The sequence below is a fragment of the Alcaligenes faecalis genome, from assembly GCF_005311025.1.
In the GTDB taxonomy this organism is placed as follows: domain Bacteria; phylum Pseudomonadota; class Gammaproteobacteria; order Burkholderiales; family Burkholderiaceae_B; genus Alcaligenes; species Alcaligenes phenolicus.
Map to the genome: position 1 here is coordinate 3,874,799 of NZ_CP031747.1, position 24,312 is coordinate 3,899,110.

Annotated in this window: 20 protein-coding genes; 10 read left to right on the forward strand and 10 right to left on the reverse strand. The window is 58.7% G+C overall.

Annotated elements, in window-relative coordinates; genetic code table 11:
• Nucleotides 1-62: 62 nt before the first annotated feature.
• A complete protein-coding gene (locus D0C27_RS19635; RefSeq protein WP_003803595.1) occupies nucleotides 63-191 on the reverse strand; it encodes a hypothetical protein in 129 nt (42 codons plus the stop codon).
• A 225-nt stretch (nucleotides 192-416) separates the two neighbouring features.
• On the opposite strand from D0C27_RS19635, the gene uvrA reads away from it, so the two are divergent.
• Genes uvrA through D0C27_RS17775 form a run of 3 tightly spaced genes read left to right on the forward strand, consistent with a single transcriptional unit; the run spans nucleotide 417 to nucleotide 7,865 of the window.
• Entirely contained in the window at nucleotides 417-6,119 is a 5,703-nt protein-coding gene (gene uvrA, locus D0C27_RS17765; RefSeq protein WP_137431405.1) for an excinuclease ABC subunit UvrA, read from the forward strand.
• Nucleotides 6,092-7,204: an aminodeoxychorismate synthase component I gene (gene pabB, locus D0C27_RS17770; RefSeq protein ID WP_137431406.1), complete on the forward strand. Its 1,113-nt coding sequence runs from the start codon at nucleotides 6,092-6,094 to the stop codon at nucleotides 7,202-7,204. The genes uvrA and pabB overlap by 28 nt, the downstream gene beginning before the upstream one ends.
• 10 nt (nucleotides 7,205-7,214) lie before the next feature.
• On the forward strand, nucleotides 7,215-7,865 hold the full coding sequence (locus D0C27_RS17775; protein ID WP_035271115.1) for an aminotransferase class IV: 651 nt from the start codon (nucleotides 7,215-7,217) through the stop codon (nucleotides 7,863-7,865).
• On the opposite strand, the gene D0C27_RS17780 is transcribed toward D0C27_RS17775, so the two are convergent.
• Nucleotides 7,842-8,642 (reverse strand): tRNA threonylcarbamoyladenosine dehydratase, encoded by an 801-nt coding sequence (locus tag D0C27_RS17780; RefSeq protein ID WP_035271118.1) that lies wholly within the window; start codon nucleotides 8,640-8,642, stop codon nucleotides 7,842-7,844. The two genes, D0C27_RS17775 and D0C27_RS17780, sit on opposite strands and share 24 nt — an antisense overlap.
• A gap of 252 nt (nucleotides 8,643-8,894) precedes the next feature.
• Here D0C27_RS17780 and D0C27_RS17785 point away from each other — a divergent pair, with 252 nt between their 5' ends.
• From D0C27_RS17785 to purU, 5 genes are all read left to right on the forward strand, one after another.
• Nucleotides 8,895-9,566, forward strand: coding sequence for a gamma-glutamylcyclotransferase (locus tag D0C27_RS17785; RefSeq protein WP_009455103.1), 672 nt, complete (start codon nucleotides 8,895-8,897; stop codon nucleotides 9,564-9,566).
• Nucleotides 9,567-9,575: 9 nt separating this feature from the next.
• Nucleotides 9,576-10,208 carry a pyridoxamine 5'-phosphate oxidase gene (pdxH, locus tag D0C27_RS17790; RefSeq protein WP_035271119.1) on the forward strand — a complete coding sequence of 211 codons (633 nt, stop codon included), beginning with the start codon at nucleotides 9,576-9,578 and terminating at the stop codon, nucleotides 10,206-10,208.
• Nucleotides 10,209-10,247: 39 nt separating this feature from the next.
• Nucleotides 10,248-10,760 carry a flavin reductase family protein gene (locus D0C27_RS17795; RefSeq protein ID WP_009455106.1) on the forward strand — a complete coding sequence of 171 codons (513 nt, stop codon included), beginning with the start codon at nucleotides 10,248-10,250 and terminating at the stop codon, nucleotides 10,758-10,760.
• Nucleotides 10,761-10,848: 88 nt separating this feature from the next.
• A complete protein-coding gene (locus tag D0C27_RS17800; protein WP_137431407.1) occupies nucleotides 10,849-11,964 on the forward strand; it encodes an NAD(P)/FAD-dependent oxidoreductase in 1,116 nt (371 codons plus the stop codon).
• A 25-nt stretch (nucleotides 11,965-11,989) separates the two neighbouring features.
• The gene (purU, locus tag D0C27_RS17805) at nucleotides 11,990-12,844 is read left to right on the forward strand and encodes a formyltetrahydrofolate deformylase (RefSeq protein WP_164837966.1); all 855 of its coding nucleotides are present in this window, start codon (nucleotides 11,990-11,992) and stop codon (nucleotides 12,842-12,844) included.
• 320 nt (nucleotides 12,845-13,164) lie between these two features.
• Here the strand turns inward: purU and ggt are convergent, their stop codons facing one another.
• Entirely contained in the window at nucleotides 13,165-14,910 is a 1,746-nt protein-coding gene (ggt, locus tag D0C27_RS17810) for a gamma-glutamyltransferase (protein ID WP_137431408.1), read from the reverse strand.
• Nucleotides 14,907-15,788 (reverse strand): LysR substrate-binding domain-containing protein, encoded by an 882-nt coding sequence (locus D0C27_RS17815; RefSeq protein WP_088451068.1) that lies wholly within the window; start codon nucleotides 15,786-15,788, stop codon nucleotides 14,907-14,909. Before D0C27_RS17815 ends, ggt begins: the two co-directional genes overlap by 4 nt.
• A 290-nt stretch (nucleotides 15,789-16,078) precedes the next feature.
• Between D0C27_RS17815 and D0C27_RS17820 the strand changes: the two genes are divergently transcribed.
• Entirely contained in the window at nucleotides 16,079-17,272 is a 1,194-nt protein-coding gene (locus tag D0C27_RS17820) for an acyl-CoA dehydrogenase (protein ID WP_022983442.1), read from the forward strand.
• A 263-nt stretch (nucleotides 17,273-17,535) separates the two neighbouring features.
• Here D0C27_RS17820 and D0C27_RS17825 read toward each other — a convergent pair whose 3' ends face one another.
• Nucleotides 17,536-17,982, reverse strand: a complete 447-nt coding sequence (locus D0C27_RS17825; protein ID WP_035271462.1) for a MaoC family dehydratase — start codon at nucleotides 17,980-17,982, stop codon at nucleotides 17,536-17,538.
• Between the two features lie 374 nt (nucleotides 17,983-18,356).
• Between D0C27_RS17825 and D0C27_RS17830 the strand changes: the two genes are divergently transcribed.
• On the forward strand, nucleotides 18,357-19,172 hold the full coding sequence (locus tag D0C27_RS17830) for an alpha/beta fold hydrolase (RefSeq protein ID WP_060185596.1): 816 nt from the start codon (nucleotides 18,357-18,359) through the stop codon (nucleotides 19,170-19,172).
• A 65-nt stretch (nucleotides 19,173-19,237) separates the two neighbouring features.
• On the opposite strand, the gene D0C27_RS17835 is transcribed toward D0C27_RS17830, so the two are convergent.
• The 5 genes from D0C27_RS17835 to fba all read right to left on the reverse strand — a co-directional run bounded on the left by D0C27_RS17835 (nucleotide 19,238) and on the right by fba (nucleotide 24,293).
• Entirely contained in the window at nucleotides 19,238-20,263 is a 1,026-nt protein-coding gene (locus D0C27_RS17835; RefSeq protein WP_060185595.1) for an L-threonylcarbamoyladenylate synthase, read from the reverse strand.
• Nucleotides 20,256-21,437 (reverse strand): 5-(carboxyamino)imidazole ribonucleotide synthase, encoded by a 1,182-nt coding sequence (locus D0C27_RS17840; protein WP_035271464.1) that lies wholly within the window; start codon nucleotides 21,435-21,437, stop codon nucleotides 20,256-20,258. Before D0C27_RS17840 ends, D0C27_RS17835 begins: the two co-directional genes overlap by 8 nt.
• Before the next feature lie 15 nt (nucleotides 21,438-21,452).
• Nucleotides 21,453-21,965 carry a 5-(carboxyamino)imidazole ribonucleotide mutase gene (gene purE / locus D0C27_RS17845; protein WP_009455126.1) on the reverse strand — a complete coding sequence of 171 codons (513 nt, stop codon included), beginning with the start codon at nucleotides 21,963-21,965 and terminating at the stop codon, nucleotides 21,453-21,455.
• Nucleotides 21,966-22,207: 242 nt separating this feature from the next.
• Nucleotides 22,208-23,089, reverse strand: a complete 882-nt coding sequence (locus tag D0C27_RS17850) for a phosphoribosylaminoimidazolesuccinocarboxamide synthase (RefSeq protein WP_009455127.1) — start codon at nucleotides 23,087-23,089, stop codon at nucleotides 22,208-22,210.
• A 139-nt stretch (nucleotides 23,090-23,228) separates the two neighbouring features.
• The gene (fba, locus tag D0C27_RS17855; RefSeq protein ID WP_009455128.1) at nucleotides 23,229-24,293 is read right to left on the reverse strand and encodes a class II fructose-bisphosphate aldolase; all 1,065 of its coding nucleotides are present in this window, start codon (nucleotides 24,291-24,293) and stop codon (nucleotides 23,229-23,231) included.
• Nucleotides 24,294-24,312 lie beyond the last annotated feature (19 nt).

Here is a 24,312-nt window from a genome sequence, read left to right on the forward strand (position 1 = left end):
GCTGGGTGTGATTTCAAGCTGAAAAATCAGGTTTCTGCTTGTACACCGCTCAAGCCAGGCACTTAGACGCGCTTGACCTTTTCCAGCATTTTGAAAACGCCCTTGGGTGCGCGCACAAACAGACGTTTGAATGCTTTACCCAGGCAACGACGCTCCAGCGTGTTGCGGCGAGTGCGTTTGATTTCCGCCATGGTGATCTCCGATCTTAATGTAAGCCCTGCCGGATGATCCCGACAAAAGCGCAATAGCTAACCAGAAATTCTACCGTAATCCGCGTTAAGATACAAAGGCTAGAGTGTGCATCCCTGGCAACACCTTGCTGGCGTGTACCGCTCTCACTGGCGCATGGGGCCTGTTTGACAGGCCTTTTCGCTGCCGCTTCCCTACTCTGCCCTCTCCAGAAAGCCGACCTTGCCATGAGCTCAGAAATTCGCATTTTTGGCGCCCGCCAGAACACTCTGAAAAACCTGAATGTACGTATCAAAACGGGCGAGTTACTGGTTATTACCGGCGTTTCAGGTTCAGGCAAAAGTTCGCTGGCCTTTGACACTCTGTATGCAGAAGGCCAACGACGCTATGTAGAAACCTTCTCCCCTTATGCGCGCCAGTTCCTGGACCGCATGGACAAGCCCCAGGTCGATCGCATTGAAGGCATTCTGCCCGCCATTGCCATTGACCAGGTGAACCCGGTACGCAACTCGCGCAGCACCGTGGGCACCATGACGGAGCTGAACGATTACATCAAGCTGCTGTACGCCCGCTTGGGCGAGTTGTATTGCCGCCAGTGCGCCCAGCCTGTGCGCCGCGACAATGCCGACAGCATCGCCAAGCAGATTCGCAAGCTGGCAGAGGACCACGATGACCCACGCCTGGTTCTGACCTTTGCCGTCAAGGTTCCGGCCAACTTCACGCAGCAAGAAATTGAAACCTTGCTGCATCAGCAGGGCTACACCCGCCTGCACCACGAGGAAACACAGACCGTCACGGCCAGCAGCAGCACGAAAAAGGGTAAAAGCAGCAAAGCCGCCCCCACGGAGCAAAAGCTTCTCTATGTGATTCAGGACCGCTTCCGTGCCAGCACGGTAGAGCCGGAACGTTTCATGGAAGCGATCGAAGCGGCCTTGCGCCACGGACAAGGCAAGTTGACGGTGTATGCCTCGGCCAGTGCCGATGGCCCGGAAACCGCCTGGCGTTTCAGCCAGGGTCTGCACTGTGCCCAGTGCGATATTGAATACAGCCCCCCCGTAGCCAGCACCTTCTCCTTCAACTCGCCCCTGGGCGCGTGTGAATCCTGCCGTGGCTTTGGCCGCGTGATGGGTATTGATTACGGCCTGGTCGTTCCCGATCCCAGCAAAAGCCTGCTGGAAGGTGCGATCCGCCCTTGGCAGACAGCCAGCTACAAAGAATGTCAGGTCGAGATGGAGCGCTACGCTCCGGCAGCCGGTGTACGCCTGAGCGTGCCCTGGAAAGACTTGAGCCAGGAAGAGCGCGACTGGGTGATTAACGGCACCCCGGACTGGAAAGGCGGCAATCAGGCCTGGAAAACCCAGTGGTACGGCGCGCAACGCTTTTTCGACTGGCTGGAGTCGCGCGCCTACAAGATGCACGTGCGTGTGCTGCTGTCCAAATACCGCAGCTACAACACCTGCCCGGCCTGCGCCGGCTCGCGTCTGAAACCCGAAGCCAGCTTGTGGCGTGCAGGCGATCAGGCGGCCCCCGCCGATTCCCGCTACCCACGTTTCATGCCCGTGCATTCAAACTGGCTGCGCGAGCAACTGGATGCCATGCCCGGCCTGAGCGTCCCGGACCTGATGCGTTTGCCTATCGAGCACGTACGCACATTTTTCCGTGGCCTGCACTTTGGCGATGCACGCGATGCGGCCATTGATCTGCTCTTGAAAGAAACCCTGTCCCGCCTGGATTATCTGTGCGATGTGGGCCTGTCCTATTTGTCGCTGGACCGCCAAAGCCGCACCCTGTCTGGCGGTGAAGTGCAGCGTATCAACCTGACCACGGCACTGGGTACCTCGCTGGTAAACACCCTGTTCGTGCTGGACGAGCCCTCGATTGGCCTGCACCCACGCGATATGCACCGCATTATTGAAGTAATGCATCGTCTGCGCGGCAATGGCAACACCCTGGTGGTGGTCGAGCACGACCCGCAAGTGATGGTGGCCGCCGACCGTATTCTGGACATGGGCCCCGGCCCTGGCGAGCGTGGCGGTCAGATTCTGTTTGATGGTTCACCCCAAGCCTTGCGCGGTGCAGAAACGCTGACAGGCCGCTACCTGAGTGGCGAGCTGAGCATCGAATCACCCCGCCCTATGCCTGTGGCCGATAACACCCCTCGCCTGCTGCTGGAAGACGTAAGCGCACACAATCTGCGTCATATCTCCGTGTCCATTCCGCTGGGCCGTCTGGTCTGCGTGACCGGTGTTTCCGGCTCGGGCAAATCCACGCTGATCCAGGACGTGCTCTACCCAGCCATCCTGAAACAGCAAGGCAAGCCGACGGAAGCCCCTGGCCCTTACGGTGCCTTGCTGGGCGCCGAGCAAATTGCCGAAGTAGTGATGGTGGACCAGACGCCTATCGGCAAAACGGCCCGCTCCAACCCGGCCAGTTATGTCGGTGCCTTTGACCCTATCCGCAAGCTGTTTGCCCAGGCCCCGCTATCCAAAGAACGCAGTTACACGCCCGGCACCTTCAGCTTCAATAGTGGCGATGGCCGCTGCCCGACTTGCGGCGGTACGGGCTTTGAGCATATCGAAATGCAGTTCCTGTCGGACGTGTACCTGCGCTGCCCGGATTGCGATGGCAAGCGCTTCCGCCCCGAAGTGCTGGAAGTGCGTATCGAACACTTTGGTCGCAGCGCCTCGATTGACGAGGTGCTGGACATGACCGTGCATCAGGCCATGGAGTTCTTTGAAGGCCTGCGCGATGTGCAAACCGGCCTGGCACCCCTGGCCGATGTGGGCCTGGATTACCTGAAACTGGGCCAACCTGTGCCTACGCTCTCGGGCGGTGAGGCACAACGCTTGAAACTGGCGGCTTATCTGGCCCAGGCTTCGCGCACCCGTCTAAGCCAGGTGAAGGTCGCCAAGAAAGGCAATCTGTTCCTGTTCGACGAGCCCACCACCGGCCTGCACTTTGACGATATTGCCCGCCTGATGCGCGCCTTCCGCAAGCTGCTGGCCGCTGGTCACAGCCTGCTGATTATTGAGCACAATCTGGACCTGATCCGCGCGGCGGACTGGATTATTGATCTGGGCCCCGAAGGCGGCGAACATGGCGGCCAATTGCTGGGCACGGGTACGCCTGGCGACATCATGGCGCTGGAGCAATCGCACACCGGCCATGCCCTGAAAGAATACGAACAAGCCATTCTGGGTAAAGGCTCGGCTCTGTTCCAGGAACCCGAGGTAGATTACAAGGCCAGCTCGGGCGGCAGCAACGATGGCCAGATCGCCATCCTGAATGCACGCGAACACAACCTGAAGAACATCTCGGTGCACATTCCGCACAACACCTTCACCGTCGTGACGGGTGTCTCCGGTTCGGGCAAATCCACCCTGGCCTTCGACATTCTGTTTAACGAAGGTCAACGCCGTTACCTGGAATCCCTGAACGCCTACGCCCGCGCGATTGTGCAGCCCGCCGGTCAGCCCGATGTGGACGCAATCTACGGTATTCCACCTACCGTTGCCATTGAGCAGCGCACCAGCCGTGGGGGTCGCAAATCCACCGTGGCCACCATGACGGAAATCCACCATTTCCTGCGCTTGCTGTATGTGAAGCTGGCCACCCAATACTGCCCGGACTGCCATGTGCCTGTGGCCCCGCAAACGGCCGAGCAAATCGCCGCGCAATTGCTGCGTGATCACAAGGGTGAACATATTGGTTTGCTGGCTCCCCTGGTCACCGCTCGCAAGGGCTACTACACCGACCTGGCCAAATGGGCGCAGGGCAAGGGCTATACCCATTTGCGCGTGGATGGCGAGTTCATCCCCGTCAACCCTTGGCCGCGCCTGGACCGTTACAGCGAACACACGCTGGAACTGCCGGTGGCCGACCTGATTATTGACCCTCGCCACGAACTGCAACTGCGCCAAGCCATACGCGAGGCGCTGGAGCTGGGTCACGGCTCCTTCAGTGTGCTGGCTCCCCTGACGCCATCGGGTTCCATGTCGCTGGAGCAACGCCGACAAGGTCAACCGCTGTCCACGGCCAGCCAGCAACACTTCTCCGTCAAGCGGGCTTGCCCTTGCTGCGGCACCAGCTTCCCCGAGCCGGACCCGCGCATGTTCTCCTACAACTCCAAGCACGGCTGGTGCAAGGACTGCTTTGGTACGGGCTTGAAGCTGACCGGCTTCGACCAGGAACAAACGGGCGAAGAAAACAGCTGGAATAACGGCTACGAAGGCGAAGCTGTGGAATGCCCAAGCTGTCACGGCCAACGCTTGAACCCGGTCTCTCTGGCTTTTGAATGGCGCGACCAATCCATTGCCAAGCTGGCCGGTTTGCCCGTGGATGAAGCGCAGACCTTTTTTGGCAGCCTGAACATGAGTGGCCGCGAGGCCGATATTGCGCGCGACATTCTGAACGAAATCCGCAGCCGTCTGGACTTCATGCACGAAGTGGGCCTGGGATATCTGGCGCTGGATCGTGCCGCCCCCACCTTGTCGGGTGGGGAAGCCCAGCGTATCCGTCTGGCGGCCCAGTTAGGCTCAAACCTGCAGGGCGTGTGCTATGTGCTGGATGAACCCACGATCGGTCTGCACCCGCGCGACAACCAGATTCTGCTGAACGCCATGGCGCGTCTGGAAGGCAACGGCAATACGCTGGTGGTTGTCGAGCACGATGAAGACACCATACGCCGTGCCCAGCACATTATTGATATGGGCCCCGGTGCGGGCAAACGCGGCGGTGAAGTCATCGCGCAGGGCACACTGGCAGAAATCGAGGCCAACCCCAATTCGCTGACTGGCCGCTATCTGCGCGAGCCGCTCAAGCACCCCATGCAGGCACGCCGTCCCGTCCAGGCCGATGCACCCATGCTGACGGTGCACGATGCCAGCCTGCATAACCTGAACAAGGTCCAGGCCGGTATTCCGCTGGGCAAGCTCAGTCTGGTGACGGGCGTGTCAGGCTCCGGCAAATCCACCTTTGCCCGCGATGTGCTGCTGGATAATTTGCAGCGCGTGGTCGGCAGCAAAGAAAAACCGGTGTGGCAGGGTTGTTCCAGCATCAGCGGCTGGGAAAGCCTGGACCGCGTGCTGGAAGTGGACCAGACCCCCATTGGCAAGACACCCCGCTCCTGCCCCGCCACCTATATCGGCTTCTGGGACGAGGTGCGCAAACTGTTTGCCAACACCAGCGATGCCCGTCTGCGCGGCTGGAGCGCCTCACGCTTCTCCTTTAATACCGGCGATGGCCGTTGCCCCTTGTGCGAAGGCCAAGGCATGCGCACCCTGGAAATGAGCTTCCTGCCGGACGTGAAGGTGCCTTGTGACGCCTGCCACGGCCAGCGCTTCAACCCCGAAACACTGGCGGTGACCTGGCGCGACGTCTCCGCCGGTCAGCTTTTGCAAATGGATGTGGATGAGGCGGTTGAATACTTTGCCGCACATCCTAAAATATTGCGCCCCCTGCAGCTGATGCAAAGCGTAGGCCTGGGTTATCTGACCCTGGGCCAACCCTCCCCCACCCTGTCCGGTGGCGAGGCGCAGCGCGTCAAGCTGGTCAGCGAACTGGTCAAGGCTCGTCTGGACGAAGGTCTGACTCGCACAGGCCGCGCCTACAAGGCTCCGCACACCTTGTACGTGCTGGACGAACCCAGCGTAGGCCTATCCATGGCGGATGTGGAAAAGCTGATTGTGGTGCTGCACCGACTGGTCGATGCCGGCCATACTGTGCTGGTGATTGAACATAATCTGGATTTGATTGCCGAAGCAGACTGGATTGTCGATCTGGGCCCCGAAGGCGGCTCGGGCGGCGGCAGGCTGGTGGTGCAAGGCACGCCGGATCAAGTACAAGCCAACCATGCCTCGCATACCGGCATGGCCCTGGCGGAATTTTTAAAGGAACACGGCGCATGTATGGCCGATTTGAAGACAGACTAAAAGGCTATGCGCTGGAAATGCAGGGCTACCTGGGCCATATCCAGGCTCGTAGCCCGGAAGACTTAAGTACTGCTTTTGAAAAAATCGAACAGGCTCGCCAAGCCGGCCACTGGGTGGCCCTGGCACTGGACTACGAACTGGCCGAGCTGTTCGAACCCCGTCTGTCTGCGCGTGATGCAGCGCCCCATGCGCCCCTGAATGCGCTGGTGTTTGAGCAGGCTCAGGAAGTGGCTTTATGGGATAGTCAGGCAAAGCCCGAATTGAAGGTCAGCCTTCAAATCAGTCAGAAAGACTATCGGGATGCGCTGGCCCAGGTTCAGCAAGGTTTGCAGGCCGGAGATTTCTACCAGATCAACTACACCATGCCCCTGTGCATTCAATCCGGCATGGCACCGCGTGATCTCTATACCGCACTGGCCAGCCGCCACCCTGTAGCCTACGGTGCTTATCTGGATCTGGGTGATCGTCATATCCTGTCGCTGTCACCCGAGCTGTTTCTGGAAAAACGTGGCAACACTGTGCGGACCCGCCCCATGAAAGGCACCCGCCCGCGCGATACCGACCCTGTTCAAGATCAGAAAAACGCCCAGGAGCTGCAAAGCAGCCTGAAAGACCGGGCCGAAAACCTGATGATTGTGGATTTGCTACGCAACGATCTGGGCCAGGTGGCCCGCACCGGCACCGTGCAAACCACCAGTCTGTTCGATGTAGAGCAATACGCTTCCGTCTGGACCATGACTTCCAGCATCCAGGCCGAGGTAGACCCGGACTGGAGCCTGCAGACCCTGCTACGCGCCCTGTTTCCCTGTGGTTCGATTACCGGCGCCCCCAAGCTGGCCGCCATGCAATGCATACGCCAACTGGAAACGCAGCGACGCGGTATTTACTGCGGCTCGGTGGGGTATCTCAGCCCCCAGGGCGACTTGTCCCTGAATGTCAGCATCCGCAGTCTGGAGCTGAACAATCATGGTCAAGGAACATTTGGCGTGGGCGGTGGCATTGTGCTGGACTCGGACCCGGACCAGGAATGGTTGGAGTGTTTGTGGAAAGCACGTGTCTTGCAGACCCCTGTAACACTGACTTAAAGGCAGCATCATGAGCCAAAGCAAACCTGAATTGATAGAAACCTTGCGGGTAGATGCAGACGGCCAGATCCCCCTGCTGGAACTGCATCTGGAGCGCGTGGCACGCAGCTGCACGGAACTGGGCTACGACTGGGATGCACAAACCTGGTTGCAGGCCATGCATACCGCGTTGGGCCAGGCCCCGGTCAACACACCCTTGCGACTGCGTATCTTGTGGGGTGCCGACGCCAGCGCCCAGGCACAGGCGAACGCACTGCCAGCACTGGAAGGCCCCTTACAGCTATGCCTGTCCCGCATACCCCTGCCCGCTCAGGACCCGCTGCTCTCGCACAAGACGACGCATCGCCCCTGGTATCAAGAGGCCAGCGCCCTGCTGGAAAAGCATCCCCAAATCTTTGATGTGATCTATCTGGATACACAGAACCGGGTTTGTGAAGGCAGCCGCAGCAATATTTATATTCAGGACGAACAGGGCCAGTGGTGGACACCGCCCGCCCAAGGCTGGCTCTTGCCCGGCGTGCAACGGCAGGCGCTTCTCAATAGCAAGCTGGTTCGTGAAACCGAGATTTCCCTGGAGGATTTACTGAACGCCAAGGCAATCCGAGTCTCGAATGCCTTGCGTGGCTGGCAGGACGCCTTACTGGTTCAGTATCCGGTTTAAGGCGTAGTCGGCGGCCTGCATGCCCATGCTGGCCGTCACAGTGACCCCGGAGCCATAACCCGCGCAGGCCAGTCCTTGCAGCGCACCGTCTTCGGCCTGGGTCCAGTTCTGTGGCAGACGCGTTTCCTGCTCGAACCACAGGCAATCCACTCCCATGCGAGGCACACGCTTCAAGGCGCGGCCCTGAGCATCGCTGCCACGCGCAAAGCCATGCTGCTTGCGCAGGATCTGGCGCAGCTTGCCCAACAAGGCATCATGGCGTGCTACCGACAAGTCTCCCCGGCGCAACGTCAGCGGATCGGTTTTGCCTCCTGCCCCGCCGCAGCTCAGCAGGGGCACCTTGCAGCGCCTGGCCTGCAAGATCAGAGCAATCTTGGCACTAGCCTGGTCAGTGCAATCCAGAAACACGTCGGGACGCTGCTCCATCAGGCTGGCCGCATTATCCTCGGTGACAAAATCTTCAATCAGCTGCAGCTGGCACTGAGGATTGATCTGCGCAATGCGCTGGGCCATGGCTTCAATCTTGGCCATGCCCAAGGTGCTGTCCAGAGCAGGCAGTTGGCGGTTGATATTCGATTCGGCAATATTATCCAGATCAATCAGGGTAATTCGGCCTACGGCCGAACGGGCCAGCGCTTCCACCGCCCAGGTTCCCACGCCCCCGATACCCGCCACCATCACATGGGCGGCCGCCAGACGCTCTCGCGCTCCGGCTCCATACAAACGATCCAAACCGCCGAAACGGCGTTCGGCATCCATGTTGTGCTGCTCTGTCATGCAATCTGTCCATCACCGGCCCATGCGGCCAAACCCGTTAATTCTACGTCTAATTGCCCCTGACCAGCCTGTGAAACGGGCCTTATGCCCTGGTGGCTTGACTGGGCCCTGCCAAATAGCAACACTCGTATAAGCAAATTAGTATTTTTCCTTAGTTATCAGCAAGAAAGCCCGCTACAGTGGACTGTGCTTGCTCTACAATTGTCATAGGTTTCAAGCATCTGTGATTTTGGCTTACCACCCCTTTTTGCCGTGAACATCGATTCTATTTCCGCCTCGCCTTCCGCCGTACCCACACCGTGCAGCTTTCGTGTCCTGACTGACGAAGAGCGCAACGCCTCTTTGCGTCAATCCCTGGAAGAGGTGCAGTGGTGTGAAAAACAGGACCTGTGGGTCTATGGTTACGGCTCTCTGATCTGGCGTCCCGATTTTGAATTTGCCGAGCAGCGCCAAGCCTTGCTGCGCGGTTACCATCGGGCGCTGTGCTTGTGGTCACGTATCAACCGCGGTACGCCCGAGCAGCCCGGTCTGGTTTTCGGGCTGGATGTAGGCGGTTCTTGCCGGGGCATGGCCTTTCGCATTCCCGCCGAAAGCGTCCCCAAGGTATTCGATGCCCTATGGCTGCGCGAAATGCCCAGCGGTGCCTATATTCCTCGCTGGTTGCGCTGCCGCACCAGCCAGGGCGATATTCGTGCCCTGGTCTTTACCATGAACCGCAAGACCGACGCCTACGTCCCCCGTATGCCGGACGAACAGTTGCGACAAGTGGTGTACTCGGCCCAGGGAACCAACGGCCCTTGCATCGAATACGTCATGGAAACCGCCTCGGCGCTGCAACGCTCTAAAATTCTGGATAAACGCCTGCAATCAGTGGTTCAATTACTACAGAGCCAGACTGCACTGCTTAATCCTCAACAAGCCTAAGAGCGCCCCATGTCCCTTGCCGATTTGCGTAACGAATACGAACGCTTTTCCCTGAGCGAAAACGAACTCTGTGCCGATCCTCGCCAGCAATTTCAACGCTGGCTGGATCAGGCGATTGAGCTAAAGGAAGTCGAACCCACGGCGATGACGCTGGCCACCGTGAACCCGGAAGGCCGCCCATCGGCGCGCATTGTTCTGCTCAAGGGTTACGACGAACAAGGCCTGGTGTTCTTTACGAATTACCAATCTCGCAAGGGTACGGACCTGGACCATAACCCTTGGGCCAGCCTGTCCTTTTTCTGGGCCTCCATGCAGCGCCAGGTGCGCTTTGAAGGCCGCATCAGCCGCATCAGCGCAGCCGAATCCGACGAATACTTTCACAGCCGTCCTCTGGGCTCTCGCATTGGGGCCTGGGCCTCGCCGCAAAGCCAACCCATCAGCCGCACAGAGCTGGATGCCCGTGCCAAGCAGTACACTGAAAGCTTAGGTGAACATCCCGCCCGCCCTGAACACTGGGGTGGCTTCCGACTGACTCCAGACCATGTCGAATTCTGGCAAGGCCGTGCCTCGCGCCTGCACGACAGGCTGGTGTTCGACCGCAAGGACACATCTGACTGGCAGGTGAGCCGACTGGCTCCTTAAGCCGTTCCCTTGGGGACGCCTGCCCTCAGCATTGATGCAATGACTGTTTTTTCTTCTACCTTCGATAGCGACTTCTTCCGTTCGGCACTGGGCCGTTTCGCCACTGGCGTGACGGTCGTGACCGGTGCCAACAAAGACCACCCGGATCAGGCCATTGGCCTGACCGTCAGCTCCTTTAACTCTGTTTCCCTGGACCCACCTCTGGTGCTGTGGTCGCTGGCCAAGCGCTCCCAGTCCCTGCCACACTTTGTGGACGGCCAGGGCTACGTGATTCACGTTTTGGGAGCCAGTCAGCTATCGCTGGCCAAGCGCTTTGCCTGGGGCGATCAGGCCGAGCGTTTTCGCGATCACCCCATCAAGCGTTCCCCGCACGGCTTGCTCATGTTGGACGACGAGCGCTGCAGTGCCTGGTTCGAGTGCAAGCCTTATGCCGTGCATGAGGCAGGCGACCACCTGATCTTTATCGGTGAAGTCACCCACTGCGAACGCAGCGCCCATCAGCCCCTGATCTACCATGCGGGCGACTTTGACCTGACTCCTTCCCTGGCGTGACGGGGTGTTGCAACGCAGCCCTGACGACGACAGCATGGCGGGAGTACACTACGCCTTTTGCTCCAACGCGCCAATAAGGTCCTGATTCATGGCAAACGATGTCGATTGCATAGTGCTGGGAGCGGGGGTCGTAGGTTTGGCCTGCGCCCGACAAATGGCCCAGCAAGGCATGGAGGTTCTGCTGATCGAGCAAACCGCCAGCATTGGCAATGGCGTCAGTTCCCGCAATTCAGAGGTCATACACGCGGGCATTTACTACACGCCGGGCAGCCTGAAGGCCCGCCTGTGTGTAGAAGGCAAAGCCCGGCTGTATGACTACTGCCAGGAACACCATATAGCCCACGCCCGTTGCGGCAAGCTGATTGTGGCGACCACGCCCGAACAGGAAGCCGATCTGCTCAAGCTGCAGGCCCAGGCGCGCGCTTGTGGTGTGGACGATTTGCAGTGGCTAAATGCCGCCCAGGCCCAGGCTCTGGAGCCGGCCTTGAATTGCAGCGCCGCCCTGCTCTCTCCTTCCACCGGCATTGTAGATACCCATGCCTTGATGCTGGCCCTGCAAGGCGATGCAGAAAACCACGGTGCCCAACTGGTCTTCAATACGCCTTTTGTCAGTGCGCGTGTCCTGCCCGGACAAGGTTTTGAAGTGCATGTGGGTGGCGCAGAAGCGTTCAGCCTGACAAGCACCCATCTGATCAATGCGGCTGGTTTGGGCGCGGTCGCCGCCGCACGCCAGATCGAGGGGCTGGATGCCAGCCATATCCCGAATGCCTATCTGTGCAAAGGCAGCTATTTCTCTTTGGCGGGTCGCTCGCCCTTCAAGCACCTGATCTACCCCATGCCCAATAAAGCCGGGCTGGGTGTGCATCTGACGCTGGATCTGGCCGGTCAAGCCCGCTTTGGCCCGGACACCGAATGGGTACAGGACGAGAACTACGATATGGACCCGCAGCGGGGCCAATCTTTTTACGCGGCCGTGCGCGAGTACTGGCCCGCTTTGCCTGATAACAGCCTGAACCCCGCCTATAGCGGTATCCGGCCTAAAATTGTGCCCGCAGGCCATGCGGCAGCCGACTTTGTCTTTTCGGGTCCCGCCGAGCACGGCATACCCGGACTGCTGAATCTGTTCGGCATCGAATCCCCCGGCCTGACCGCGTGTTTAGCGATTGCACAACACAGCCAAGAAACCCTGGCCCAGGCAGCTTAAAAACTTTTCTGAAATCTTTACAATACTGTCGATGAACGATTACATCTTGACCCTATCCTGCCCGGATCGTACCGGCATTGTCCACAGCGTATCGGGCTGGCTGCTTGAGCAGAACGGCAACATTCTTGAGGCACAGCAGTTCGGCGACGCCGCCACCAACCGCTTTTTCCTGCGCATCCAGTTTTCCCTGCCCGAAAAGCAGGACGTCAATGCGCTGCAAACCAGCTTCGCACCCATTGCTGAAAAATTCAGCATGGACGCCAATATTTATGACGCCCAGCGTAAAGCCCGCCTGCTGATCCTGGTCAGCCGCCAAGGCCACTGCCTGAACGATCTGCTGTTCCGCGCCCATAGCGGCCAACTGCCGGTGGAAATTGCTGCCGTTGCCTCCAACCATACCGACCACGCCGGTCTGGCTTCTTCTTATGGCATCCCTTTCCATCACCTGCCCGTGACACCGGAAACCCGCCCCGAGCAAGAGCAGCAAATCATCGACCTGGCTCGTGACCTGAAGATTGATCTGGTTGTGCTGGCCCGCTACATGCAGATTCTGTCCACCAATCTGTGCCAATCCCTGTCTGGCCGCGCCATCAATATTCACCACAGCTTCCTGCCCAGCTTCAAGGGCGCACGCCCCTACCACCAAGCACATGCTCGTGGTGTGAAGATTATTGGTGCTACCGCCCACTACGTGACGGCTGATCTGGACGAAGGCCCGATCATCGAACAGGACGTGGAACACGTCACCCACTCGGTCAGCCCAGCTGAGCTGACCCAGATCGGTAGCGATGTGGAGTCTCTGGTTCTGGCCCGTGCTGTGCGCGCCCACGTGGAGCACCGCATCTTGCTGAACGATCAGCGCACGGTGGTATTCCGCTAAGCAGTGAGGTCAGACCGGCCTTAAGACTGAAAAAAAGCCCTCAATGCTATGGATATAGATCCACGCATTGAGGGTTTTTTACTGGTCACCCATTTTTTCAGAAGCCAGATGACATGAGCCTGCTCGCTACTTGGCAATTAGCTCTACCAGCCTCAGGCAACGATCGACTGCTGTCTCTGCCAATCTCTGACGAGTATCTGCTTCAAATCGCCAACAGCCTCTCCCGCATACTGACTGCTTCCTCAAGTCGACCATACGCTTGCAGCATGTCTCGTCGGCAAGACCCATGTTTACCTCGGGTACACGGCTACAAGCTCTGCTTATTGCCCTAACGCCAACCCTTCACGCCGAGGGTCTACCCCCGCTTCCAGCCCCTCCTGAGTCCAGCGAATCACATGCGTACCGCTAGGAAAAGGCTGCTCACGCACCTCGTGCCCCATTGCCCTCAAGGCCTGCGCCTGTTCCGTCACCGTAGTCCCAGCTTCCAGCTCAGTCGCCCAATTGCGGCTGCCGTAGTGGGGCAGGCTGACTGCCTGTTGAGCATCCAGGTTCCACATCAACATGCCGGTCAGGGCTTGAGCCACGTAAGGAATAATGGCACTGCCACCGGGTGAACCCAGGGCAATGACAGGGCGGCCATCCTGCATCACCATCATCGGTGCCATGGAACTGCGTGGACGCTTGCCGGGTTCCACCCGATTCACGGACAGGCGTCCCATTTCGTCTTTGGGGCTCAAGGCAAAGTCAGTCAGCTGATTGTTCATCAAGAAACCATGCACCATGATCTTGCTACCAAAAGCTGACTCGACCGAAGTGGTCATGGACACCACTTGCCCCTTGGCATCCGCCACGGACAAATGCGTCGTGGAAGGCAGCTCGGGCGTGTTATCGCTGGCAGCTTGTGAGTCGGCCAAGGGCTTACCCGGTTGAGCGTGTCCCATGGATCGGTCTGGCTGAATCAAGGCAGCGCGGGATTTCAGATACTCCGGAGCCAGCAAAGCCTGCTGAGGGACAGACACAAATGCCGGATCGGCCACCCAGGCATCCCGATCCGCGAAGGCCAAACGCCCCGCTTCAGAGAAATAGTGAATCGCTTCCACAGATTGCGGCTTCGCCGCAGCAATGGGCGTGTGCTGCAAGATACCCAGCATCTGCATCACACTGATAGCCCCGGAACTGGGCGGTGCCATGCCACAGAGAGCCACTTGCTGCCAGTCCATACAGAGGGGTTCACGACGCAAGGCGCGGTACTGCGTCAAGTCAGACACAGCCAGATCACCCGCAATGGGGTCGGCGGCAACGGCAGCCACCATATCCTGGGCAAGTTCACCTTGATAAAAAGCCTGTGCGCCCTGTCTGGCCAAAAGGCGCAGCACTCGCGCGTATTCCTTGTTCTGCAAACGATGACCAACAGGCCAGGGCTTGCCTTGCTCGTCCAGAAAATAGGCACGTGTAGCCGCCTTGTCAGCCAGTTCAGGATTATCGGCAATCAAGGTATTCAAGCGTGGGCTGACTTCAAAACCGACCTCAGCAAGCTCAATCGCCGGGTCAAACAAATTCGCCCACGGCAGCACGCCACCGTCTTTATGCATCAACTCCAGGGCACGCAGCAAACCCGGTACGCCTACCGAGCGACCACTATTGACCGCCTGCTTGAAGGACATGGTTTTACCGTCCAGCTCGAAGCGATCCAGACTGCTGGCTGCGGGCACCGTTTCCCGTCCGTCATAGCTCATCAGGCCGGTCTTGGGCTGGAACATCAGCAAGAAGCCGCCACCGCCTATGCCGGAAGACTGTGGTTCCACCAGCCCCAGAACCAACTGAGCCGCAATGGCTGCATCCACCGCACTGCCTCCCTGATCCAGGATGCGCAAACCCGCTTGTGTCGCCAAAGGATGTGCCGTCACCACCATGCTTTTCTGGGTGACAAGCTTGTCACGCTGCATGACACTGCTGGCGGTTTCCGGGTTCAAATGCTGGCTGGCTGCTTCCCGAGCGTGCGCAGGTAGCGCCAGCGCCAAGGTCAAGGCAGCCGACATCAGAGCCGGTTTCCAGTGCAATCTCATGTGTTCTCCTTTTGGTCCTCAAGCAGCCATTGTTCCAGCAAAAGCACCGCTTCGCTGGGCTCATTGGCCGTAGGATAACTAAAAAAATAGGCCTCACTGACAGGCATGGCATGATCCAGCGGCATGATCAGCTCGCCCTGCTCCAGCGCCTGTTGCACCAGAAAACGCGGCATCAAGGCCACGCCCATGTCAGCATGCAATGCCGCCATCACCAGGCTGAACAGCTCGTAACGCGGGCCGGAACTGACACGCAAATCAGGCTCCAGACCGGCAGATCGATACCAGTCCGACCAGCTATCGGGGCGCGTGGACATATGCAGGTGAACCAGCTTTTGCCAGTCGTCACTGGCGGCCAGCTCGGGCGAGCAGACCGGCACCAGTTCGCCTTCGTCAAACAGCTTGATCCCTTCAGTTTGCGGCCACAACTGCCGTCCATGATAAATGGCAGCATCAAAGGGGTGGTCGCCAAACTGAAACGGAGTGGTACGCACGGACAGGCTGACGGTGATATCCGGATAGCGCTGGGAGAAACGGGCCAGACGCGGCATCAACCACACGGTCGACAAGGTAGGAAGCACGGCCAGATGGATGCTGCGGCCCACACCGGCGCGTGCAATCAGGCTGAAAGTATCCTTGCCGATTTGCTCCAGATGGTGACGGATGCGAGCAGCATAATCGCGCCCTGCCGGAGTCAACACCAGACGCCGCCGCACCCGTGTCAGCAAGGTGACACCCAGCCGCTGCTCCAGGCCGCTTACCTGCCGGTACACCGCGCTATGCGTCAAGGACAATTCCTCGGCCGCACGGGAAAAAGTCCCCAAACGGGCCGTGGCCTCAAAGGCCTGTAATGCGCCCAAACTGGGTACGCCTTGTCTCATAGGTCTTCCTCTTAATCATGCCGCCTCAGCCCTCCTCATTCAGTGCAGAGCCGGATCGTTACGCCAGAACACGACATTGTGCAATTTTATCAATTGCCTTGTGCGCTTTATGCACACTATGCTGAGACTTTATATTGATCTCGCTGATCCACAGCCACCTGATGATGCGCTTGCTGCTCATAGTGGCGACTGTCAGCGATACTTAAGCAGCTCTTTTCTATTTTCCAGATTGGTGGCGCCCATCCAGGCTCCACCTGACTGACCCTCTTTGATCTTCCCGGAGTACCTCTATGTCTGCCAATCCCTCTTTCCATTGGGACGACCCCCTGCTGTTGAATCAGCAGTTGAGCGATGAAGAGCGCATGGTGCGCGATGCCGCCCACGCCTATGCACAGGAAAAGCTGCTGCCACGCGTACTGGAGGCCTTTCGCCACGAACAGACTGACCCCGCCATCTTTGCCGAGATGGGCTCGCTGGGCCTGTTGGGGGCCACCATTCCCGAAGCCTACGGTGGCGCTGGTCTGAACTATGTCAGCTATGGTTTGATCGCCCGCGAAGTGGAGCGTGTGGATTCAGGCTACCGCTCCATGATGAGCGTGCAATCCTCTCTGGTCATGGTGCCGATTTTTGAATTTGGCAGCGAAGAACAAAAACAGAAATATCTGCCCAAGCTGGCCAGCGGCCAATGGATTGGCTGCTTTGGCCTGACTGAACCCAATCATGGCTCGGACCCCGGCGCCATGGAAAGCCGCGCTGTAAAAGTGGACGGTGGCTATCGTCTGAGCGGCAACAAGACCTGGATTACCAACTCCCCCATCGCCGATGTGCTGGTGGTCTGGGCCAAAGTCGTGGGTGGTGACGACGACGGCAAGATCCGCGGCTTCATTCTGGAAAAAGGCATGAAAGGTCTGTCCACCCCGGCCATTCACGGCAAAGTAGGCTTGCGTGCTTCCCTGACCGGCGAAATCGTCATGGCCGATGTGGAGATTGCAGACAGCCAGATGCTGCCCCATGTCTCGGGTTTGCGTGGCCCTTTCACCTGCCTGAACTCGGCCCGCTTCGGGATTGCCTGGGGTGCCTTGGGCGCCGCCGAATCCTGCTGGCATACCGCCCGCCAGTACACCCTGGACCGCAAGCAGTTTGGTCGCCCCTTGGCGGCCAATCAACTGATCCAGAAAAAACTGGCTGATATGCAGACCGAAATTACACTGGCGCTGCAAGGCTGCCTGCGTCTGGGACGCATGAAAGACGAAGGCACAGCGGCGGTCGAAATCACCTCCATCATGAAGCGCAACTCCTGCGGCAAGGCACTGGATATTGCCCGACTGGCACGCGACATGCTGGGAGGTAATGGTATCTCTGACGAGTTCGGTATTGCTCGCCACCTGGTCAATCTGGAAGTGGTGAACACCTACGAAGGCACCCACGACGTACATGCCCTGATTCTGGGACGCGCACAAACCGGGATTCAGGCTTTCTTCTAAAGCAAACCAAACAGGGCAAAGCCAAAGGCTTTGCCCTTGTCCGTTTCAACCGGAACAAACTGGTGAATTACATGCCGTAAGGGGACTTCTCTCCCGTCTGCATTTACGGTTTTTACTGCCGAGAGACTCGAGGTAAACAGTATCCCTTCATAAGCAGCGGGCAAAAAGCCTGGAATGAAGGTTCTTTCCAGTCGCAGGGCCGTCTCAAGATCAAAATGGCCGCTGGAAAGTTGGTAAACCAAAACTATGCGGTGGCGGTCTTTTTATTCTTGTTCGGACTTCAACTCAAACATGCTGGTCGATTCCATTTCCAGCACCAGCTCATCACGCTGATTGAACACATTCCAATTCCAGCGAATGATACCCAGATCTGAACGGCTGCTGGACACACGCTTGGACGCCACCGTGGCCTCCAGACGGATTGAATCACCGGCCCGCACAGGCAAGACCCAGCGCAGACGCTCCAGACCGGGCGAACCAAAGGACTCGGAATCGTGCAAGGCAGAATCCACGGCCATGCGCATGGTTTTGCCGCAAGTGAGCCAACCGCTGGCGATCAAACCGCCCCAATGGCCCTCTTCGGCCTGCTTGTCGTCAATATGAAAGGACTGCGGATCGTATTTCTGGGCAAATTCCAGCATTTCTTCGCGAGTCACAGGGACAAGTGGGTGCTTGATGACCATACCCACTTCAAATTCAGCAAATTTCATGTTGTTGTACAACGAAAAAAGCCCCCACGCTGCGCCTTCGGCTTGCTGCCCCCCGAGGGGGAGGTTTTGCCTTGGGGCGGCCCGGCGACAAAAAAAGCCCCCACGCTACACCTTCGGCTTGCTGCCCCTCCAAGGGGGAGCTTTCACCTTGGGACGGCCCGGCGGCAAAAAAGATCGAGATCGCCACTCTACCATCTCTGCCAGAATTTGCAGCCCCTGCCCCTACTGCGCCACAAACCGCAGCAAACTGTCCACATCCGGTATCAGGAGAAGCCAGCCTGTGCGTCTTATACCAATCTATGGCATAAAGAGAGTTTCCTGATTACTAATTACCTGAGCGCCCGGTTTGTTCGGGGCTATGCACAACCAAGGCTATGACAACACTCGATTCATCTTTGCAATTTGCGAGCCTGACTCAGGGCTCACAAGCCATCCAGCTGGAATATCAACGCATTGCCCCCGAACGGGAAACCGCCCCTTTGCTGGTGTTCCTGCACGAAGGTCTGGGCTCGATTGCCATGTGGAAAGACTGGCCGGCACAACTGTGCGAACAAACCGGCTGTAGCGGCCTGATGTATTCCCGCTATGGCTATGGCCGCAGCACCCCGCGCCCGGACAATCGCCCCAAAGAGCCCGACTACCTGCATGAGCAGTCGCTGGACGTGCTGCCTCAACTGCTGGAGCAACTGGGCGAAGACGGCAAGAAGCGCCCGATTGTGCTGGTCGGCCACAGCGATGGTGGCTCGATTGCCCTGCTGGCGGCCAGTGGCTTTAGCGACAAGCTGCAAGGCATTGTAGTGATGGCCCCGCACCTGTTCGTGGAAGACATTTCCCTGCGCGGCATTCTGGTTGCCCGCGAAGCCTACGAGCAAGGCTTTTTACGCGAACGTCTGGGCCGCTATCACGATGATGTGGAATCCGCTTTCTGGGGCTGGAACGCCACCTGGACCGATCCCCGATTCCGCGACTGGAATATTGAACAAGAGGTCAGCCGTATCACCTGCCCGATTCTGGCGATTCAGGGCGTGGATGATGAATACGGCACGCTGGAACAGATCCGCCGCATCAAGGAGCTGGTGCCCCACACCGAGCTGCTGGAACTGGAGCAATGCGGTCACCTGCCCTACCGGGATAAGGAAGCGCAGGTGAACCAGGCGATTGTGGACTTTCTGAAACGAACAGCCCGCTAAGTAGCGAACTCACTCAGTCCCTAAGCTCAGCCCTTAAAGCACACACGCACTACTAAACAGCAGACTTATTCAAAGGCTGCTGCTGCTCGGCCCAGGCGGTCATTGACCGCCTGCCAGTCCGGCGTATCCGGGCAACGCTGCACCCAAATATGTTGGTACTGGCCTTGGTCCAGACGACGCAACATGGCGTACAAGTCCTGGGCATAAAGCTGCGCATCCGGACTGCACACATACCAGTCGTGCACCTCCGCCGAAAATGGCGGCAAGGAGGCAAAAGCGACAATGGCCTGCTTGCCCCCCTGGCTCAAAGCAGCCTGCACAGCAGCCGCGCTGTCTTCATCAAACAAAGATAAAGGGGTACGCGGCGCATAGTGCGCTTTCAAGCTGCCCGAAACCTGTGGGGCTTGTTGATCCGGGCTGGCGGGTTCGTAGCCGATAACCTCGGCAATCATGGCGGCGCTAATGTGGCCAGGCCGCAAAAGCACGGCACCCACACCTTGATGAGTACGCGACACGTCCACAATGGTGGACTCGATGCCCACTTCCGACGGGCCCGCTTCCACAATCAGCAGTTCCTCTGCACTCATGTCCGCGAATTCATCGCGTACATGGCTGGCCGCCGTGGGCGATACCTGACCGAACTTGTTGGCCGAAGGTGCTGCTACTCCTGCCTGTCCGCTGGGCTTGAGTTCTGCCATGCGCTTGAGCAAAGCCTGTGCCACCGGATGGGAAGGGCAACGAATACCAATGCTGCTTTGCCCGCCACTGACCGTATCCGGAATAGCCGGATTGCGCGGCAAGATCAGCGTCAAAGGACCCGGCCAGAAGGCATCAATCAATTGCTGCGCCACGGGCGGAATATCCGTCACCCAATAGCGCAAGTCAGCACCGGGGGCCACATGCACAATCAAGGGATGATTCGCAGGGCGGCCCTTGGCCTTGTAAATCAGTTGCACCGCCGCCGGGTTTTCTGCATCCGCGCCCAGACCGTAGACTGTCTCGGTTGGAAAGGCCACCAGCCCCCCTTGTGCCAGCACACGGGCGGCTTGCTCTATCTGCTGCTCGGAAGGGCTACGGGTGGAATCACTCATGATCAAACGCGATACGCAAGGCAGCGGCGGCTCGGGCAGTGCGTTCACGCACTTGCTGATCCGACTCGCCCACAATATTGACGTGACCCATCTTGCGGCCAACACGGGCCTCGGCCTTGCCGTACAGGTGCAAGGACACGCCAGGCACAGCCAGCAAGGCAGCCCAATCAGGTTCACGCATCTGGCCCTGTTCATCAAACCAGATATCGCCCAGGATGTTGAGCATCATGGAAGGACACAAAGCGCTGGTATCACCCAAAGGCAAGGCCGCCATCACGCGGGCTTGCTGTTCAAACTGGCTGGTGACGCAGGCGTTCATGGTGTAGTGACCGCTATTGTGCGGACGGGGAGCCACCTCATTGGCTAACAAACGGCCATCTTCCAGAATGAAGAACTCCACACACAAGACACCCACGTAGTCCAGCGTACGGGCGATAGCGGCAGCCGCCTGACGGGCCTGCTCGGACAAGGCATCATCCTGAAACTGGGCGCTGATGGTGGACACGGCCAAAATGCCATCACGGTGCTCATTACGGGCACATGGGAAGGTTTTGACCTGATCGTCCAGGCCACGGGCCAGGACAACCGAAATTTCGGACTTCAAGGGTTGCAGGGCTTCCAGCACACAGGCCTGGGAACCGAACTCCTTGAAGGCAGCCAGCGCCTGTTCACGGTCTGCCACACGTGCCTGACCCTTGCCGTCGTAACCAAAGCGCGCTGTCTTCAGAATGCCGGGAAACAAGGCGCTGTCAGCGGCCTGCAAATCGTCCAGGCTTTCGATGGCCGCATAAGGAGCCACCGGCACACCGGCCTGCGCGATAAAGGCTTTTTCACGAATACGATCCTGCACAATGCCTACGGCATCACCAGACGGTGTGACTCGTGTGTGCTTGGCCAAGGTCAGCAAGGACTGCGCCGGGACGTTCTCGAACTCGGTACTGACGGCTTGGCACAAGTCCCCCAGACGGGAAAGCGCTTGGGCGTCATCGTAGGCCGCACAGATATGCAGATCCGCCACTGCGCCTGCAGGGCTATGGGTGTCCGGGTCCAGCACGGCCACCTTGTAGCCCAGGCTTTGGGCGCTATGGCAGAACATGCGGCCCAGTTGGCCGCCTCCAATCATGCCCAGCCAGGAGCCAGGGACCAGAAGGGCAACATCAGTCATGGGGGTCATCATCACAAAATAAAATCAGGCAGTAGCAGGAGGAACACGCATAGCTCGGGCGGCCTCAGTCTGGCGGGCACGGTACGCAATCAGTTTTTCAGTCAGCACAGCATCGTTGACCGCCAGATTGGCAATCACGTGCAGCGCGGCATTGGCGGCACCGGCCTCGCCAATGGCAAAGGTGGCAACCGGCACGCCCTTGGGCATTTGCACAATCGACAGCAGGGAATCTTCACCACGCAGGTAGCGCGAAGGTACAGGTACGCCAAACACGGGCAAGTGCGTCAGGGCAGCCAGCATGCCGGGCAAGTGAGCCGCGCCGCCTGCACCGGCAATAATGGCTTTCAGGCCACGGGCCGGAGCCTGGGCACCATAGTCCACCATATCAATCGGCATGCGGTGGGCAGAGACCACACGGCACTCATAGGACACGCCAAATTCGTCCAGAATGGCCACAGCCTGGCTCATGACATCCCAGTCGCTGGAGGAACCCATCACAATGCCCACTGTGGGGGCCGCAGGAGTTTGTACGCTCATTAGAGATACGCCCTAAAAGGAAGAAGGCGCCATGCTGCCGGGCGCCTTGGTAAATAGAAAAACAGCAGGGTCCATCCAATGATGGGTTTTCCGGCGAGGCAGACTTTGCTCTGCCCATCGCCCTCCCCCAAAGCCCGGCTCGCTGTGGCAAAGTCGTCCAAGGACATGCAGCCGCTTGGCACCCTGCGAAGGACGAGCAGGCAGCTCGTTTACGGCGAGCGCCTGTCCGGGCTGTAAACCGTTCACGCTGTCAGGCGTTCCAGGGCTTCACGGTATTTGTCAGCCGTACGCTCGGCCACCTCAGCAGGCAAGCGAGGAGCGGGTGGCGTCTTGTCCCAAACCTGGGTTTCCAACCAATCGCGCACAAATTGCTTGTCGTAAGACGGTGGGCTGATGCCTTCGGCATAGCTGTCGGCTGGCCAGAAACGCGAGGAATCCGGGGTCAGCACTTCATCCATCAAATGCAACTGGCCTTGATCGTCCAGGCCAAACTCAAATTTGGTATCGGCAATCAGAATGCCACGGCTGGCCGCGTAGTCAGCAGCTTCGGTGTACAAACGCAAGGTCACATCACGGATTTGCTCGGCCAGCTCCTGACCGACTTCCTTGACCACGTGGGCGAAATCCACGTTCTCGTCATGCGAGCCCATTTCGGCTTTGGCAGCCGGCGTAAACAGCACATGAGGCAGCTTGGCCGCTTGCTTCAGGCCAGCCGGCAAGGTGATGCCACATACCGCGCCGGTAGCCTGGTAGTCTTTCCAGCCCGAACCGATCAGATAACCACGAGCCACGGCTTCCACCATGATGGGCTTCAAGCGCTTGACCACCATGGAGCGGCCTTCCACTTGGGCGCGCTCTTCAGGCGCCACCACATCAACCGGGTTCACGCCAGTGGTGTGATTAGGGATGATGTGCGCCAGCTTGTTCAGCCAGAACTCGGTCATCTGCGTCAAGACAGCGCCCTTGCCGGGAATGGGGTCGTCCAGAATCACATCGAATGCCGAAATGCGATCACTGGCCACAATCAACAACTTGTCCTCACCCACCGCATACATGTCCCGAACTTTGCCGCGCGCGAGTAGCGGCAGGGAGCTCAGGCTGGATTGATGTAAGGGCTCTTGCACGATTTCATCCTTAAAACGAAAACATCCCGCTGACTATGGATGCAGGCGGGACGACAATCCCGGCGCCTGCGGCACCGGGCAAAGACGCGGAGACCGGGGCGGGCAGTCGTGCTGCCCACTCCTGCTCCGCCTGACAAAATTACTGAACGATCTGGGACAACTCGCCGGTGCTGTACTGGCGGGCGATTTCCTGCAAAGGAATGGCCTTGATCTTGGAGGCCTGACCGGCGGCACCAAACTGCTGGTAGCGGGCCACGCACACTTTCTTGGCGGCTTCGCGAGCAGGTTTCAGGTATTCGCGTGGGTCGAATTTCTCCGGGTTTTCGAACAGGAAACGACGGATGGCAGCGGTCATGGCCAAACGGATATCGGTGTCGATATTGACCTTGCGCACACCGTACTTGATGGCTTCCTGAATTTCTTCCACAGGCACGCCGTAGGTTTCTTTCATGTTGCCACCGAACTGGCGGATTTCAGCCAGCAGTTCCTGAGGCACACTGGAGCTGCCGTGCATGACCAGGTGAGTATTGGGCAAACGACGGTGAATTTCTTTCACGCGCTCGATGGACAAAATGTCGCCGGTAGGCTTGCGGGTGAACTTGTAAGCACCGTGGCTGGTACCGATGGCGATGGCCAGTGCGTCCAGTTGAGTGCGTGTCACAAACTCAGCGGCCTGCTCGGGGTCGGTCAACAACTGATCCAGAGTCAGAACGCCGTCAGCACCGTGACCGTCTTCCTTATCACCCTGCATGGTTTCCAGGGAACCCAGGCAGCCCAGTTCGCCTTCAACGGTCACGCCCAGCTTGTGAGCCATTTCGACCACTTTGCGGGTGACTTCCACGTTGTACTCAAAGTCGGCAATGGTCTTGCCGTCGGGCAACAGGGAGCCGTCCATCATCACGCTGGAGAAACCCAGCTCGATGGCGCCTTTGCAAATCTCGGGGGACTGGCCGTGGTCCTGGTGCATCACCACAGGGATGTTGGGGTAGGACTCGACAGCAGCTTCGATCAGGTGACGCAGAAACGCTTCGCCTGCGTATTTACGGGCACCGGCCGATGCCTGCATGATGACGGGGCTATCCGTCTCCGAGGCGGCTTCCATAATGGCCTGGACCTGCTCCAGGTTATTGACGTTGAACGCTGGAATACCATAACCGTGCTCGGCCGCGTGATCGAGCAGCTGGCGCATGGAAACTAGGGCCATGAGAAGACCTCCTGAAGAC